This window comes from Croceicoccus mobilis, assembly GCF_001661965.1.
GTDB classification, from domain to species: Bacteria; Pseudomonadota; Alphaproteobacteria; order Sphingomonadales; family Sphingomonadaceae; genus Croceicoccus; species Croceicoccus mobilis.
In genome coordinates this window covers 87,561-102,748 of sequence record NZ_LYWZ01000028.1, presented here as the reverse complement: position 1 = coordinate 102,748, position 15,188 = coordinate 87,561, and the positions used below count along the sequence as shown (strand labels likewise).

Annotated in this window: 17 protein-coding genes; 1 reads left to right on the top strand and 16 read right to left on the bottom strand. The window is 64.9% G+C overall.

Annotated elements, in window-relative coordinates:
* Window positions 1-6 precede the first annotated feature (6 nt).
* The 10 genes from A9D13_RS18335 to A9D13_RS18285 form a co-directional block, all read right to left on the bottom strand.
* The gene (locus A9D13_RS18335) at window positions 7-210 is read right to left on the bottom strand and encodes a hypothetical protein (RefSeq protein WP_066777106.1); all 204 of its coding nucleotides are present in this window, start codon (window positions 208-210) and stop codon (window positions 7-9) included.
* A gap of 123 nt (window positions 211-333) precedes the next feature.
* Entirely contained in the window at window positions 334-771 is a 438-nt protein-coding gene (locus tag A9D13_RS18330; protein WP_066777104.1) for a hypothetical protein, read from the bottom strand.
* A 4-nt stretch (window positions 772-775) separates the two neighbouring features.
* Window positions 776-1,711, bottom strand: coding sequence for a phage capsid protein (locus A9D13_RS18325; RefSeq protein WP_066777101.1), 936 nt, complete (start codon window positions 1,709-1,711; stop codon window positions 776-778).
* A 698-nt stretch (window positions 1,712-2,409) separates the two neighbouring features.
* Complete coding sequence (locus A9D13_RS20995; protein ID WP_066777094.1) at window positions 2,410-3,435, bottom strand: hypothetical protein; 1,026 nt, start codon at window positions 3,433-3,435, stop codon at window positions 2,410-2,412.
* Window positions 3,425-3,751, bottom strand: a complete 327-nt coding sequence (locus tag A9D13_RS18310; protein WP_156522168.1) for a Bbp19 family protein — start codon at window positions 3,749-3,751, stop codon at window positions 3,425-3,427. The genes A9D13_RS20995 and A9D13_RS18310 overlap by 11 nt, the downstream gene beginning before the upstream one ends.
* A gap of 112 nt (window positions 3,752-3,863) precedes the next feature.
* Complete coding sequence (locus A9D13_RS18305) at window positions 3,864-5,513, bottom strand: portal protein (RefSeq protein WP_066777088.1); 1,650 nt, start codon at window positions 5,511-5,513, stop codon at window positions 3,864-3,866.
* Between the two features lie 86 nt (window positions 5,514-5,599).
* Window positions 5,600-6,433 (bottom strand): RyR domain-containing protein, encoded by an 834-nt coding sequence (locus A9D13_RS18300; protein WP_066777086.1) that lies wholly within the window; start codon window positions 6,431-6,433, stop codon window positions 5,600-5,602.
* Between the two features lie 34 nt (window positions 6,434-6,467).
* Window positions 6,468-6,704 (bottom strand): hypothetical protein, encoded by a 237-nt coding sequence (locus tag A9D13_RS18295; RefSeq protein ID WP_066777083.1) that lies wholly within the window; start codon window positions 6,702-6,704, stop codon window positions 6,468-6,470.
* A gap of 1 nt (window position 6,705) precedes the next feature.
* On the bottom strand, window positions 6,706-8,313 hold the full coding sequence (locus A9D13_RS18290; RefSeq protein WP_066777080.1) for a hypothetical protein: 1,608 nt from the start codon (window positions 8,311-8,313) through the stop codon (window positions 6,706-6,708).
* A complete protein-coding gene (locus tag A9D13_RS18285; RefSeq protein WP_066777076.1) occupies window positions 8,310-8,966 on the bottom strand; it encodes a hypothetical protein in 657 nt (218 codons plus the stop codon). The genes A9D13_RS18290 and A9D13_RS18285 overlap by 4 nt, the downstream gene beginning before the upstream one ends.
* A 559-nt stretch (window positions 8,967-9,525) precedes the next feature.
* On the opposite strand from A9D13_RS18285, the gene A9D13_RS20660 reads away from it, so the two are divergent.
* On the top strand, window positions 9,526-9,681 hold the full coding sequence (locus A9D13_RS20660; protein ID WP_156522167.1) for a hypothetical protein: 156 nt from the start codon (window positions 9,526-9,528) through the stop codon (window positions 9,679-9,681).
* 464 nt (window positions 9,682-10,145) lie between these two features.
* Here A9D13_RS20660 and A9D13_RS18275 read toward each other — a convergent pair whose 3' ends face one another.
* From A9D13_RS18275 to A9D13_RS18245, 6 genes are all read right to left on the bottom strand, one after another.
* Window positions 10,146-12,116 (bottom strand): hypothetical protein, encoded by a 1,971-nt coding sequence (locus tag A9D13_RS18275; protein ID WP_066777071.1) that lies wholly within the window; start codon window positions 12,114-12,116, stop codon window positions 10,146-10,148.
* On the bottom strand, window positions 12,113-13,006 hold the full coding sequence (locus tag A9D13_RS18270; RefSeq protein WP_066777069.1) for a DHH family phosphoesterase: 894 nt from the start codon (window positions 13,004-13,006) through the stop codon (window positions 12,113-12,115). The genes A9D13_RS18275 and A9D13_RS18270 overlap by 4 nt, the downstream gene beginning before the upstream one ends.
* The gene (locus A9D13_RS18265; RefSeq protein ID WP_066777066.1) at window positions 12,993-13,181 is read right to left on the bottom strand and encodes a hypothetical protein; all 189 of its coding nucleotides are present in this window, start codon (window positions 13,179-13,181) and stop codon (window positions 12,993-12,995) included. The genes A9D13_RS18270 and A9D13_RS18265 overlap by 14 nt, the downstream gene beginning before the upstream one ends.
* 179 nt (window positions 13,182-13,360) lie before the next feature.
* On the bottom strand, window positions 13,361-13,549 hold the full coding sequence (locus A9D13_RS18260; RefSeq protein WP_066777063.1) for an Acb2/Tad1 domain-containing protein: 189 nt from the start codon (window positions 13,547-13,549) through the stop codon (window positions 13,361-13,363).
* 303 nt (window positions 13,550-13,852) lie between these two features.
* Complete coding sequence (locus tag A9D13_RS18250; RefSeq protein WP_066777056.1) at window positions 13,853-14,971, bottom strand: DUF7146 domain-containing protein; 1,119 nt, start codon at window positions 14,969-14,971, stop codon at window positions 13,853-13,855.
* A 1-nt stretch (window position 14,972) separates the two neighbouring features.
* Window positions 14,973-15,188: a hypothetical protein gene (locus A9D13_RS18245; protein ID WP_066777053.1), complete on the bottom strand. Its 216-nt coding sequence runs from the start codon at window positions 15,186-15,188 to the stop codon at window positions 14,973-14,975.

Genomic DNA, 15,188 nt, shown 5'->3' with positions numbered 1-15,188 from the left:
CGCGCGTCAGGCTACGACCGGCGGCCACTCCCCGCGGTGGATCGTCTCGGTGATCTTTTCGATCATCACCAGCGCCTCGCCCTTGGTCAGATTGGTGGCATCGATGTTGATCGATATCGTCTCGCTCGAGGCTTCCGCATCGCCAGCCTCGGGCTGAACCGCGCCAACATCGGTCTGGCCCTGCGTCATCGTGAACTTGGTCTGCGGCATGGGTGCCTCCAAATCTCAGGGAAAGGCGGCGGGGGCGCTGACCGATCGACGCAGCTGGCGCCCCCGCCTGGGGCAGGACCGGCACCGCTTCCCCAATGCCGGTCCTGCCTATCGGTTACCGGGTCAGAGCCCGGTGCATTCGATGTCGAAGGTCAGCTCGGTACCGGCCGCGATCGAGGCTGTGCCAACGGTCGCATACAGATCCTCCTCGTCGCCCGGCGTGTCGTCGAGCGTCGAAGCCTTCGGGCCCAGCATGGTGGGCACGTCGGTGGCGGTAAGCGTCTTGGTCGCCACATATTTGTCGGCGGTATCCGCCGTGCCGATCGACACGGTGGAGGTGCCAAGGCTGGTACCGGTGCAGAGCTTGATCGCGGTGACCTTGTAGCCCGCCGGTTTCTTGCCCAGGAACACCTTGTCGCCCGATGCCCAGGCGGTGCCGGTAACCTTGCTGGCAAGGATCGAACGGCGCTTGGCATTGACTTCGCGGCCATCGGCCTTGTTGGGCGGAATGACGGTGCCGTCGGCCACGCCGGTCTGCTGTTTTGCATAATGGGTCGCCATCGCCTTAGCCCTTCACGTTCAGGAGGATGCCGGACTGACCGGCCTGGGTGCGGGTGCAAGATGCGGTCGTGCCGGCCCAAACCTGCGTCGACAGCTGCTTGGTCGGCACCTTGTCGATCGAGGTGTTGGTTTCCTGCCAGAAGTTCATGCACAGGCCCGGCTTCACCCAGAACGGCGTCTTGCGATAACCGCTGCCATCGGTGGCGAGATCGGAAATCGGGCCAAGCAGCGGGTTGTCGAGTTCGAGGTGAATGAACGTCCACCCCAGCAGGGTCTGCAGCTTGCCCTTGTAGACGACGCCGCCATAGGACGACTTGAAGTCTTCGCTGGTCGCCGGAACTTCGGTCAGGAGCGCGTCATTGTCGTCCGCCGTCAACACCATGAAGCGCTCGATCTCTTCATCCTCGAGCGCGTACTGCTGCGTCAGCATCTTGTTCGCCCCGCGCAGCTTGTTGGTGTTCAGCTTGGTCGCGCTGCCGCCGCCGCCAAGCGTCGCGGGCAGAATGTTCGAGCTCGGGAACGGCGTCGAAATCTTCTGCTTGTCACTGCCGCTGACGATGGGATCGTAAAACCCCTCAAGGATGCGCTGATCCCATGCGCGGCGAACGGTGCCCGCACCGGCCGTCACATAGGAACCGGTCAGCTCGATCGAGGTCGCCAGCTTGTCGGCATTGTCGACCAGCTCGGCGAAATAGAGCTCGTTGGGCTTCGACAGCCACACGCCGTCATGGGAGGTGTTCCCGTATTTGGTATCGCCGTGGCGTTCGGACGCCTCCTGCGGCGCGCTATTGCCGACAAGATCCTTGACCTTGACCATCTCGGCGCCCGCATCGTGCTGTTCCATCACGGCGGCGCGGAGCTTGGAGCGCTGCTGCTGCAGCACCATCTCGACATTATTCTTGTATTTCGTCTGAAAAGACGCGGGTACCTGAAACGACATCGCATGTGCCCTTTCGTCAAAAGGTTTGAACCGATTGCGAAGGGCTTGCCGGTCAGGTGCCGGGCCTCTCTATCGTTTTACGCCCGCGGTCGGCGGCTGCTCCGCAGCTGGGCCCAGGGCCAAACGGCTTGCCCGGGACTTGGACCCGGTAACGGGGATGGCCATCGGCCACCCCCGCCGGGTCGCAGAAACAGGAAAATGCCGCACCCGCGACTCGCGGTCAACCGGTGCTTTTCCCTGTCAAGGCGATTTATGCACAGTCCCGAAGTTTAGAACGGGAAAGAACCCTGTGCCGGTGGCACGTCGGGATACCGGTGCCCGTTCATCACTTCGCTGACCCTGCCGGGATTGACCCCGACAAGCGCAGCGGCCTGGTGCTGGTAGAGGCCCTGAGATTTCACCAGGTACCGGATATGTGCCGCCATCTCGGGCGTCACAGGCGGAGATGCTTTTCTCCGTACTGCCATAGTCGATCGTCCTTAGTTGGCGATCATTGACGTTGACAATCCGACTCTCGGAACGCAGAAGCGGGCCGCTAGCAAAACTATCCGCGCCATGATCGCGGGTTTCCTTAAAGCCCGGGTGTTCCACCACCCGGGCTTTTTCGTGGTTAATGAGAAGGACGCTCGAGTCGAGACGTACGCACGATCGACCTGTGCATAACTATCTCGGAAGGGGTATTGACCCTCCGCTCAAACCTAAATCCCCTGCGCCGCCCGCCGGTCCGCCGCCTGCCCGACCGCGGCCTCAAGCCGCTTCCAGCGTGCATGCTCGGGCGTTCCCGGCACCATCACCTTGGCGCTGATCGAGGCATCGCCCTTCATCCGGTCCATTTCCGCCTGCGCCTCGCTGCCCGACAGGCCGAACGACTGGCGGCCGCCGCCATCGATCATCGTATCCTCGCGGATGCCATTGCCGATCTTGACCAGCAGGCCCATCGCCTTTTCCGGCCCCAGCGCGCCGCGCATCGAAATCAGGTCGCTGCGGCCCAGCCCCAGCGCCCGCGCCGCATTATCCATCGCGGCAAGGTTTTCCTCCCGGTCCTTGCCCCAGCCCTTGGCGATATCGTTCGCCTCCTGCAGCTCGGCCGCTTGGCGGGTCGCCATCGCCTCCAGATCGGCGCGCGCGACTTCCTGCACCAACGCCTGGAACGCCGCGGCCGGCACGCCCGCCTTGTGCGCGATCGGCGCGACGCGGTCGATCATCGCCTTGTCGAACTCGACCGGCTCGCCATTGGCAAGCCGCATGACCTCGCCATCCTCACCCTTCAACGGCTCGACCGCATAGCCATCGGGCGCGTCGGGCACGCCGATCGCCTTGTGAAACGCGGCGACCTCGGCCTCGCTCGCGCCTTCGCCCGGCACCTTCACGCGGCCCGTATCGTGGATGGCCTTTTCGGCAGAGCGCAGCGCCTTGGCCATGCCGTCAAGATCCTTGAACCCCTTGGCCTTGACCCAGTCGCGGTTCGACGCGCTCTCGCCATCGGTATCGGCCGAAAGCGAGCCATACCAATCGGGATCGGCACCGCCCGCGATATCGCCGCCCGCACCGGGTCCCGCACCAGCACCGGCATCGCCGCCAGCACCCGCATCACCGCCAGCGCCCGCACCGGCCCCCGTACCGGCCCCCGCACCAGCGCCACCAGCATCGCCGCCCAGCATATCCGCCGCGCTGCCGATATCGCCGCCAGCAGCTGCCCCGTTATCACCGCCTTCAAAGTCCATCGTCGATCTCCATCAGTTGCTGCACCTGTGCCTCATCGAGGTTCAGATAGTTGATGATCCGCAAGGCCACGTCCTGCCGTCCGGCAAGCCGCGCCATCATCAGCGGATCGGAATTGAAATTGCTGCGGCCCAGCCCCGCATAATCGCGCAGGTCCGCCAGCACCGCCTCGCCCGGCCGATGCACCCGCCCCTCCTCATCGAGGAACAGCCAGCGCCAGAGCCACCGGCGCGGCACCACGGCCCAGAATACATCCTTGACCATGCGCGACACGCATATCGCGCGCCAGCGCAGCCGGTTGCCGGGGGTGACGCTCACTTGCGACCTGCCCAGCTGCCCCACAGCACCCAAGGAACCCATACGCGCAGCGGCAGGGTTGCCGCCCCTCGGCGACGCCAAATATGCAAGAAATGTCGAAACCGCTCAATCATCACATCCCCCCCTGCACGGCACCGGCCTTGGCAAGATCGAGCGCGGCGCCCGCCGATTTCTCCATCGCCTCGGCATCGATCGCCGCCTGCTTATCCTCGGCCCGTTGGCTGCGGATCTGCGCCACCACCTTGGGGTCGCGGATATAGCTGGGGTTCACGCCCAGCTCGCGCGCCACGCCCGGGGCCAGCTCGTCCATGTCCAGCCAGTCGAAGGTCGCGCCTTCATCGATCTGCGCCATCGGGGTCAGCGCCTCGATATACCGCATGGTGCGGCCCACCGCCTCGGCCCGCGCCATCGCGGCCAGCATGTTCTCATATTCAATCACCGGCCACGCACCCGCCTCGCGCACGACCTCGGGCATCGCCTCCAGCTGGCCCTCACGCAGGGCGATATCCATCTCGCGCTGCGACACCGGATCCTGCTTTTCGGTGGCATATCGGCTCGCAAAGGGGCGGACCAGCACGCCCTGCTTCGCCATCACCTCCAGCACTTCGGTCGTGGTCATCCGCGAATTGGGATCGGTCAGGATCTTGTAGAACTCTTCCAGAAACGCGGTGCGGATCACCCCGCGCTCGACCTCGATCTCATTCTCGGCAAAGGGCAGGCCAGCTTCGCCCCCCGGCATGCGCGCGACCAGCACGCGGCCATCCTCGCTCACCAGCCCGGGGTTCAGCCCGCCCGGCTTGGTCGACAGCCGCGTGACGCCATCGTCATTGTTGAACAGGATCGCCGGATCGACCGCCTTGTGCGCGGCGCGCAAAGTGGTGCGGCGCATCGCATTGGCGCCATGGATCGCGGGCAGCACCTTGATCGCGGGGCTGCGCCCGTATTTCTCGCGCGGGCTTGTCGAATGGCGCGACACCGCGATCGGCATGGTGTGATATCCGCCGCGCCGCAAATAGATCTTTTCATCCAGCGCCAGATAGCGCGACCCGATGGGAAAGCGCCGGTAATCCAGCATGTCCTTATCCCACCAGTCATTGGGCATGACGATGTGCAGGATCTCGAACTGGGTGTGTTCCTTCCCGTTTTCCAGCGCGTCGATCATCTTGGGCGTCAGCGCCGCCTTGCCGAATTGCTGCGACAGCTGCCGCGCCGTGCGCTTGAAGCAGCGGAACACCGTATCGACCAGCCCCGAAAAATCGGTGTCGATATAGGTCTCCGACAGATGCAACGTGCGATAGAACAGCCCCGTGCCATCGGGCCGCTTTTCGGTCCACATGGGCGAGGTGCCGTACCGGCCAAGCTGGTCCCAGTCTTCGTTCGCCGCCGTCCCGAAACCGGTGCGCGATGCATGGCGGATCGCATAGAGCCGGTTGCCCGCCCGCTCGCACCACAGCCTTACCTCGCGGATCTTCATCAGCTCATCGTCGGCGAACTTGGGACGGATATACTGGCTTTCCTCGGGCGTGGTGATGGCAACGCCCGCGGCGGCGAACCGCTCCAGCGCGGTCACATGGGTGACATCGAAATTCTGCGCCCCGCGAATGCCGCCCGGCGTCACCTGGTCGAACCCGCCCGCCCCGTCGGGGAAGCGTTCGTCGATCTCGCGCCACATGTTTTCATACGGGCCGCGCTCTTCCTTCAGCCGCCCGAAATCGCGGATATCCGCCTTCGCCAGCTCTTCATCCTGCAGTCTGTCATCCATTGCGGGTCACCTCTTGGTGAAGGGGAAAAAGGATGTCGCCGCGCGGAAGATCCCCATCACCGCGCGGCGACCACGAACGTGGCGCGTCAGAACACCACGTCGTGTTTCAGCTCGGTCCGGCTACCGGGCGGAAGCGGCAGCGCATCGGGCCGGTTGGCATAGGCGACCAGATCGCCATCGATGACGAGGCCATAGCCCGCCAGTCTGGCGATCCCGCCCTTGCCGGCGGCAGGCCCCTCGACCTGCAGGCTCGGCACGTCGAGCAGCAGCCGCTCGCCCGATCGGCGCCAGGCATTGCCCTCGACGGTAAAGGGCGCGACGCCCGCGATCTCGCGCTTGCCATCCGACAGCACGACCATGACGCTGTCGGCATCCTCGATCAGCGCCAGCAGCTCCTCGGCCTTCAGCGGCTTGTCGACCGGCCCGACGCTACGCGGCGTGGGCGGCAACTCGGCCCTGATCGCGGCGGCTTCGTTCTTGGCCCGCGTCGCCACCCCCTTCTGCGCCGTCAGCTGGCGTTTCGTGGCGGCGAGTTCGGCCTCGACCGGCAGCAGCAGATGCACCGACCCGTGAACGATCTGGCGGAACAGCGCGTCCTTGAACTGCTGTTCGGGCGGCAGCTTGTCGAATTCGACCAGGCACGGATGGGTTTTCTTTTCCACGTCCTTGACCTTGCCGTATTTCCAGCCCGCCTCGAGCTTTTCCTTCATCCAGTTTTCATGGCTGGCAGCATCGCCCGCTTCGGGGTTCGCGATATGAAATTCCACGCCGTTGATCGCACTTTCGCGCTGCCATTCAGGCGCGTCGACCCATGGCATCTGGCTGTCATCACCAAGCGATTTGCAATAAGCAGCATTCGCCGCATGCGCCATCGCCGCAATCGTCTCGATCGACGCGGACGCGATTACCGTATTCGCCATCACCTATCTCCTTTTCAGGGCCGACAAACCGGCCTCAATTACCCGCGATAAACTTGGCCCCGCCGCCGGCCTCGGCCCCGCCGGTCCCGGTCAGCATGTCCGCCGCGCCGCCGCGCCGCTTGCGCAGCGCGTCATTGCGCTCGGCCTCCATGGCCGCATCGTCGCGCGACACCGGCCCGGGCTGCGCCACGGTCTTTTTCTTGCCGCCCATGGCCAGCCCCAGCACCCCGCCGGTCACGAACCGGCCCACCGTCTTGATCACCTTCGACATGTCAGAAACCTCCTCGCAAAACGTCGAAATCACTGTCGTTCTGGATGGGAAGCGTGGCGACGCCGATCCGCGTCTGCCCACCGGCAGACAGCGCGGGCGCGCGGTCATATTCGAAACAGCCGTACTGGCAGGCATCCATCAGATCGCCATAGCCCTGCACCTTGACGGGCTGGTCGGTGTAATGCCCGTCGCCGCTGCTGGCGCGCACCCGGGCATAGTAATATTTGGTCATGAAGGCCCGGCGCAGCATCTTGCAGCGCTTGTGGATCAGCAGCCCGCGCTCTTCGCCAAACGGCATGTTGAGCCGCGCCCGCGCCGCCTTCAGCCGCGGCCCGATGGCGTTCCTGGGCACCTTGGCCTTGCGCACCCTGTGGCCCAGCCCCTTGGAAAAATCCTGCCGCCAGCTGCGGAAATTCACCGCGCCTTCGCCCTGCGCCCCGGCGGGATCGCACACCGCATCAGCCAGCTCGAAATCCGGGTATTTCTGGTTGAGCAGATTGCGCGTCATCGTGCCCAGCGCCTCGCCGCCCATGCGGTTGACGACGATATCGCCGTCATGGCTTTCAAAGACCGCCGCGATTTCCTCCAGCACGCGCAGCTGCCCCTTGACGGGCTGCGCGATCAGCACCCCGCCGACAAGGCCCTGGTCGGCCCACACGATCAGCGGCAGGCCGGGGATGGCCTCGAACTCACCGCCATGGATCTTGTCGACATATTCGGGAAAGACCGACAGGCCGTTGCGCAGCGGGGTGAACCGGCTGCGCAGCATGCGGTCGATATATTGCTCATCGCCGCGCGCCTTCGCCAGCGCATATTGCCGCTGGTAATAGCCCTGCGGCAGGTTCGACAGGTTCTCCGCTTTGGGATTGACCTCGCCATTGTCGTTCACCGCCTCGGGCTGCTGGAAATAGGCGATCAGCTCGCGCCCGCCCATGATGTCCGACAGCGCTTGCGTAACGCCCTCGCCCAGCTCTTCGGCGACCAGCACCTTGTAGGTCCAGTTGTCATCATCCGCGCCGTTGAGATCGAGAATGATGCACGGATCGACCGGCTGCGGCACGCCGATATCGCCAAAGCGGCCGACGCGCCCGGCAAGGAACTGCAGGATTTCCGGGCTGGTACGGTCGGCTTCGTTGATGAACGCGGCCGTCACCTCCAGCCCGCGCAGCGCATCCTCGACCGACTGGTCGCCGATCGCGCGGAATTCGACCTCGACCTCGACCAGGTCGATAGCCCGCCCATTCGCATCCTGCCGCAGGATCATCGTAAAGCGATGGACGCGCGGCGAAGAGCCGACCCACTGCCCCATGTGCTTGGGCACGACCTTGAACCAGCTGGGGATCGTATTGCGATCGAGGTTCGGATAGGTGTCGCGGATAAATGCAAAGCGCGCCTTGCGCACGATCTGCCCGTGCTCGTTCACCGTCCCCAGCTGCCGCGCGGCGAGCTGGAGCATCTTTTGCGCACTGGCAATCGTCTTGCCCGATCCCACCGGACCCATGATGCCGACGATGAAAGCATTGGACGCCACGAACGCATCGGCCACCGGACCGATCCGCTTCAATGCCCGATTGGCCCGCCGCGCCTCGCGCTGATGCGCTGCGATCATGGCGTCGGCTCCCCATCCGCATCGGCCGCCTCATCGCCGCGGTCGGGCCATTCGTTCCCGTCCACTTCCGACCAGTCGCCGATCAGCACCTCATCGCCGCCCAGCAATCCGCCCTCATCCTGCGGATTGACGTTGAGCCCCGGCACGGCCAGCACGAAGTCGCCGTCGATCGACATATCGACCGCGACCGGTTTCTTGCTCTCGACGTATGGCAATAGCCCCTCCGCACAGCGCACGCGCAGTGCCTGCGCCTCGCCAAATGTCATCTTGCGTTTTTCCGGATCGAGATTGCGCGAGATCTCCATCAGCGCCTCGGGCTGGCTCGAGGCGATCTCCATCATCACCAGCGCGGGATGCCGCCCATGCGCCAGCAGGAAATTACGGAAATCGTCATTGCGCCGGTTGGGCGTGCCCTTGGGCCGCCCGCGCCCGCGCTTCTCGCGCTGCTCCCGCGCATGCCGCGCCACCGCCAGCGGCCCGGCAGACCGCCCAAGGACCTCAGCCGACGCGGCCAGCTCGTCAGGCGTCACGGGATCGAGCATCGACAGCTGCTCTTCCTCGGCCGCCGCGTCGCGCACCAGCTGCTGCGCCTCGCGCAGGCTGGCATCCATCACGGTCTTTTCCCCACGGCTGTCATCGCGGTCAGTTGACATCGCAGCCCCCCGCTCTAGCCTGTGCCGATCGACGCAGCTTTTCCCGATCAGATCCGGAAAGCATGGCACCCCGACCCGTGGCCAGTTCAGCCACCCGGCGCTGCTCGACCCCCAACCCCGACCCGATGGTGCCGCTCAAACCTTGGCGATTTCCGGCCACGCCGCACTTGATACCGTGATCAATCAGGTCCGATCGGAAACGCCGATCCAAATTCCGGCCAGCCTCGCGCGCCAGCCCCCTCGGGGAGATCGCCGCGCGAAATGGGGGCATGGGGGGGTGCCCGGCCCGATCGAGGCCCCCCTGCCGCGCCTGGGCGATGCGACGCCGTAGCCTGCTAGGCTGATGCCGAAGGCCGGAAAATGCAGCAACGCCAACGCCTTGCGCGCACCCTTCCAACCGCAGTCTTCCAACTCGCTCTGATCGACAGCCCGAAACCCGCAGAAATCCGCCATTCCCGACCAACGGTCGCGCACCGCCCCGATCGAGCCCATCGCCCCCGCCGGCCACCGCCCCGCCCAGGCGAAAACGCCCAAAGTTTTCGCGGAGAGGGGCGTGAAAGTGACCCCTCCAGCCCAGCTGGACGACGCGGCGGTCATATCGACCCGCCAGAATATTGCCGTCACCGAGATCCGCAGGCCCGGTTCCACGCTCGCCATCTCTGGAACCGCTTGGAACCGCTCTGGAACCGCCTCTGGAACCTATATCTATCTGTAATACATAGATATGTTTATACGGTTCCACGGTTCCAGCGTCTCGTACGCGTATATGCGCGCGTGATCGCGCACACACGGGCGCGCGCACATGACGCGAGACCACAGGCTGGAACCGCTGGAACCGAGAGAAAATCGTAGCGATTTCAATGGATTGCCAGTTCCGCGTGCGGTTCCAAGCCGGTTCCGCTGGAACCGCTCCCCCTGACCCGATGGCACGCCGAGAATTGACATCCAATTTCCTCGCAGAGCCACGGGCCGGGGTCAAGCGACCAGCCACAGCAACCCCCAGCGCTCTCCCCTCCCCAGCGGGTCGGGGATCGAATGAGCGGCCGCGCACCGCGTCGGCTACGCCGCCGCTGCGGCCGCGATGTATCGGGGTGAACACGCAAAACAGGGCCGCATACACGGCACCATTCACTTGTGGATAGCGCGATTGACACACGCATTCATGCGGGGTTCCAGCGATCATTCCGCCTCTCCCGATTTTTGCTTTTCGCGCCATTTCAGCACCGCGTCCCGCTTGCTCTCGGCAGGCAATTCATCCTCGTCCAGCACCACATGCAGCGGCACCAGCACCGCCCGCTGCGAGCTGTGCGAAAACTTGACCTTGGGCCCGTCGATCGCGCCTTCGGGCTCAAATCGCTCCAGCGCCTGGCGCCACACGCCGCCGGCCCACTTGGTGTTCTGGAACAGCGCATCGAGGCCGCGATGCTTGGCCGCGACCGCCAGGAAGATCGGATCTTCCTTGCTGGCCATGCTCGTGCCCCAGCGGCCCGGCTTAACCACCTTGCCAGCGAAATCGCGCTCGTCGGGATGCCAGCTCGCATTGACCAGTTTCAGGCCCATCTGCTGCAGGCGCTTGTCATATTTGCCCACGCCCTCGGCAAAGGCGTCCAGCGGCACCATCAGCTCGTTGACAGCCAGCGCGACCCAATGGCTCAACGCCTCGCGCTCTTCGCCGCCACGCGCCTGCACAGGGCTGGTCAGCACATGCGCCAGGCACATGGCCTGCTCGCTCTCCGCCTCGCTGATCTCGGCCATACGATCGGGTCGGGACTTGTCGACCCACGCATTCACCGCCTCGTCGTCGGGCAGCCCGTCATTGAGCAGGCGATAGGCGCAGGCCATCAGCGTGCCGAACTGCATGCAGGCGCGCGCATCGTGCCCAGCCATGGACAGCGCCGCCTGAAACCGGGCGCGCGTCTCCATCAGGATCGGCCAGCCATCGATCATCCGGCGCTGCAGCTTGCGCCCCAGCTCGGGCAGGCCGTAATTCGCCAGCACCGGCGGCTCCGCGCCCTGCTTGAAGGGCTGCAGCTCGAGGATGCCCAGACGGCTCCTGTCCTGCGCCGGCAAGGGCGGGATCAGGATCGAGCTGAACATGAAACAGCTCGCCAGCGTGAATTCCTTGGCATTGTGGTCCTGCGACCCGCGATGCGCCTTGCCGCCGCTCGATGAAATACGCGCCAGCTTGATGACCTCGTTGACCCGGCGATTATCCGCCTCGGCCTCGATCTCGTCGAAGATCACCGGCACGGTCGAATTCTGCAGCGACTGGCGGATCGCGGCAGAGCTGGCCTCGGCGGTGCGGAACTGCGCATCGCCCAGCAGCTGGTGAATGATCTGATCGTCGCCATTGATCGACGATTTGCCCGTGCCGCGCCCACCCGTGATCCAGATATTCGGCCGCCAGTCGAGCGCCCCGCCCAGCATCGCCGCGCCGATCCAGCCCAGCAGGAACACCGGGTCCATCAGCTTGCGGCGCCAGTGCCAGCGGTTCAGCAGGCCCAGCAGCTTTTCGCCCGGCTCGCTGTCCACGTCCTCGTGCCAGGGCCGGGGTATCGGCGTCGCCGCCTGATAGACATGGCGCTGGAACAGCCCGGCATCGTACCAGGTCCAACCGCTGATCTCGCCCTTGGCCGTGTGCTTGCTGGCAAGGATCTTGTCGCCGTAGTGAATGACAAGGCCATTCGCCTCGTGCCGATGCGCCCCGCGGCCGCGCATGCGCCCCGCAGGATCGAATATCCCCTTGCGCGCACATTCCTCGATCATGGCCCGGCTCGCCTCGGCCTGGTCGAACCCCACGATCTCGGGCGGCGCGACCTGCTTACGGTCCTTGCCGCGCCCCTCGAACTTGGGGGCCGACCATTGCGGGAAACTCGCCTCCAGCCAGTCGCTGGCCGGGCCGAACAGCGCGATCAGGCTGTTCTTGCCGTGGCGGTTCCCCGCCTCCAGTCCGACCAACTGGCCGTTGTAATCGAGATAGAAACACAGCTGCGACCCGCCGATATTGCTCGATATGCCCAGCGGCCGCACCGGGCAGCCGGGCGGAAACGGCGGCCGCTCGCGCTTGGCCAGCTCCACCGCCTCGCCTTCCTGCGCCATGACCGGCGCTACCACCGGCGAGGCCAATGCATCGCGGATCGGGTCGCTCATCTCGGAACCTTGAAACCGGCAGCATTGCGATGCCCGCCGCCGCCGAACTTGGCCGCGATGGCAGATACATCCGCGCGATCGTCGGTCGACCGCAATGAATAGCTGGTCGTTAGCTCCCCGCGCACAATCGCAGCGGCAAAGCACGCATCGGGCCAGTCCTGCAGCAGCCGGTGACCGACGTCACTGGCAAGGCCATAGGGGCAGTCGACGCCGATGCCATATTCGCCGTCGATGACAACGCAGGTCGCTCGCTCGACAATCTCGTCAACCAACCGGTCCCGCCATGCTGCAATCGCCATGCCTTGGGCTATTGCACCGTCGATATCGGCATTGATGGCCGTCCAACGCTCGAAATTGGCTTCACCTGCAGTCAGGGCCAGATGCAGGAACTTGCTGCTATCGCCCAAATCGAAGCGCCAAAGATCGCGATCCTCGACCAGATCGACAAGCATGGGCCTTGGCCCGCCTTCATTTGCGAAATCCCATGCCATGCCGGCACCTGATCGATCCATGTCGAACAAGGCGCGGATCGGCGTATAGCCGCCCTTCTGCAAATCGGCGATCATCGCGGAAACGACTTTCAGCGTGAACCGTTCAGGTTTTTCCTTGTAAGTGGCAAAGGGTTCCAGATTTTCCCTTGCTGTCTTGTGATGATCTAGCACCACGATCGACGCAGCCCGCCCCACAGAGACGAGATCCGCCATAACCGGCGCTGGAAACGAAAAATCGACGATTAGGACGTTCTTGCCTGCGACATCGATATCGGGTTCCATGCCATAATTGCGCGCCACATATTCGCAGCTATCGCCCCAGCGGACCCAGCACGCCCACGCGGCGGTAAACCCATCCATGCACTTGTCGTGATAGACGACGATATCAGGCGCCCACATTGGACCCTCCATTTTCGGTTTTCAGCCCGCATTTCGCGGCGATGCAGCCATCGGCAAAACTGGGCGGCACATGCGCGGCGCAGCCCTTGCACCACACCTTTCCGGCTGCGGCAGCGGCCACGATCTCAGGCGCGGGCCGGGGTTCGCGCAGCCATTTGTCGGCGGCGCTCTCCATCGCACTGGGGGCCGCGTTCAGATCGATGCGAACAGGCTGCGGGCGTGGAGAGACATTCGGGCGGAGAGTAATCTCGCACGACGGCAGGGACCGCCCTTGTTCCTTCCGGTGCCTCTCCTTTGCCAAGCCGCGCCCGCGGTCGGCTCGAGAAAACCCCCCTGCCGCAATATCGTCGCCGCCTAGGTGAAGTTCGCCTTCACCGCCCACATCGCGGCCTGTTCGTAATTCGTCAGCGCGATCGAACGCCGGCGATTGTCCGGCACGTTCGCGCGGATGAATTCCATCAGATCCTCGGTCCGCGCCTTGATCTCGGCCACGACGTCGCTGCCTGACGGGTTGAATTCGGGAATGGTCGTTTCCTTGTCCATTGCATTCTCCTTTGGACATTGCGGGCGAAAGCGCACCCGCGCGCATCTCATGGCGCCGTACCAGCGGCACCGGCCGCAGCCTGCAGCCCGCCGCTCGGTCGAAACCCCAGCGCGTCAAAACACTCACCGTGAAAGCCCCGTCGCCAGCGCTTCGACCGACACCGACGCAAACGCGAACGCCTTCAGGCGCGGGCGATCCGCCACCCGCCTGGGCGGCAGCACCGGCATCATGTGTTCGAACGGATCGGCCAGCCAGTAGCGCGGCGCGAATTGCGTCGGATTGCGTCGGATTGTAATGTGCCATCATGCTCCCCTCGCGGCCTTCGCCCGCGCACCCCACGCCTCGGCGCGGATCCAGTCGTTGATGTCCTTGACCGGCAGGCCGTTCACCTTCTCGGGCGGCACGACCAGGCTCACCTCGATCCCGCGCGCCTGCTGGCGGCCGATCGAGCGCTCCAGCGCCTCCTGCGCGGTTTCATTGCCATCGTCGCGGTCGGTCACGATGGTCAGCCGCCGGGCTTTCTCGGGCAGGATCACCGCGCCCATATTGCCCAGCGAAATCGCGGCGACGATCCGCGCCTCGGGCATCTTCATGCGCACCGCGATCGCGTCCTCGATGCCTTCGGTCATATAGACCGGCTCGCCCTCGACCATCTGCGACATCGGCTTGCCGCTCGATCCCTTGGAAATCGGGATGAACCCGCCGCCCATCGGGCCCAGCACCTTCTTGGGCTGGGTCACATCCATCTTGCCCCACCCCTTTTCGGGATGGTTCGCCAGGAACGTGCGATGCGTCGCCACATGCGTGCCATCGGCCAGATAGATCGCGGCCACCATCGCGGGCACCTTCACCCGCGCTTCCTTGCAAAAAACCTCGGGGTGATAGCGCAGCACACCCGGCCACCGGTCAAACGGGTCGGGGCGCAGCATCCGCGCCCGCAGATAGAAATCCACCGGCGTGCGCGCCGTCTCGGCCTCGGCATGCAGATAGAGCGAGCGCGCACCCTTCATCTTGGCGGCGCGCTCGCGCTCCAGCTCGGCCTCGTGTCGGGCCGCCCGCTCGCGCGCCACGCGGGCGCGGGCCTCTCGTTCCTCGGGCGACAGCCGCGCCGGGCGATCGGGGGAATATTCCTCCTCGATCCCCAGCCAGTCCTTGGCCCACTGCACCGCGCTGCGCTTGTCGGCCAGCCCTTGCGTCGCCTCGATCAGATCGAGCATGTCGCCATTGCTGTCGGCGGCATAATCGCGCCACTTGCCCTGCCGCGCGCCCGACAGCTCGACGACAAGGCTCTGCCCGCGCTCACCCTCGATCGACCCGACTTTCAGATAATGGCCATCGCGCACGCCATTGGGCAGCAGGTGCGGCGCCAATGCCGCCACCTGGTCGCGCAATCGCTGCTCGATCTCGGCCACTTCCATCATGTCAGGCGGCCACAGCGGCTTTCTCGGTCGCATCGGCCTGCCGGATCAGCGCCGCGGCCAGCTCGCGGGACATGCGAGGAGAAAGCGATTGCGCCACGGCCAGGTGAGGCGTCTGAAGCCCAAGGACGATGTACCGATGCTCGCCCGTCTGAACGGAAAAATGCACCCCTTCGCAAGAGATCTCGGTGCCCCGTTCTGTGATCTTACCCCCCGCCAT

Coding starts and splice junctions, on each gene's coding strand:
- A9D13_RS18335 (WP_066777106.1), bottom strand. CDS start 210: ATGCCGCAGACCAAGTTCACGATGACGCAGGGCCAGACCGATGTTGGC.
- A9D13_RS18330 (WP_066777104.1), bottom strand. CDS start 771: ATGGCGACCCATTATGCAAAACAGCAGACCGGCGTGGCCGACGGCACC.
- A9D13_RS18325 (WP_066777101.1), bottom strand. CDS start 1,711: ATGTCGTTTCAGGTACCCGCGTCTTTTCAGACGAAATACAAGAATAAT.
- A9D13_RS20995 (WP_066777094.1), bottom strand. CDS start 3,435: ATGGACTTTGAAGGCGGTGATAACGGGGCAGCTGCTGGCGGCGATATC.
- A9D13_RS18305 (WP_066777088.1), bottom strand. CDS start 5,513: ATGGATGACAGACTGCAGGATGAAGAGCTGGCGAAGGCGGATATCCGC.
- A9D13_RS18300 (WP_066777086.1), bottom strand. CDS start 6,433: ATGGCGAATACGGTAATCGCGTCCGCGTCGATCGAGACGATTGCGGCG.
- A9D13_RS18295 (WP_066777083.1), bottom strand. CDS start 6,704: ATGTCGAAGGTGATCAAGACGGTGGGCCGGTTCGTGACCGGCGGGGTG.
- A9D13_RS18290 (WP_066777080.1), bottom strand. CDS start 8,313: ATGATCGCAGCGCATCAGCGCGAGGCGCGGCGGGCCAATCGGGCATTG.
- A9D13_RS18285 (WP_066777076.1), bottom strand. CDS start 8,966: ATGTCAACTGACCGCGATGACAGCCGTGGGGAAAAGACCGTGATGGAT.
- A9D13_RS18275 (WP_066777071.1), bottom strand. CDS start 12,116: ATGAGCGACCCGATCCGCGATGCATTGGCCTCGCCGGTGGTAGCGCCG.
- A9D13_RS18270 (WP_066777069.1), bottom strand. CDS start 13,006: ATGTGGGCGCCTGATATCGTCGTCTATCACGACAAGTGCATGGATGGG.
- A9D13_RS18265 (WP_066777066.1), bottom strand. CDS start 13,181: ATGGAGAGCGCCGCCGACAAATGGCTGCGCGAACCCCGGCCCGCGCCT.
- A9D13_RS18260 (WP_066777063.1), bottom strand. CDS start 13,549: ATGGACAAGGAAACGACCATTCCCGAATTCAACCCGTCAGGCAGCGAC.
- A9D13_RS18250 (WP_066777056.1), bottom strand. CDS start 14,971: ATGATGGAAGTGGCCGAGATCGAGCAGCGATTGCGCGACCAGGTGGCG.
- A9D13_RS18245 (WP_066777053.1), bottom strand. CDS start 15,188: ATGGCGGGGGGTAAGATCACAGAACGGGGCACCGAGATCTCTTGCGAA.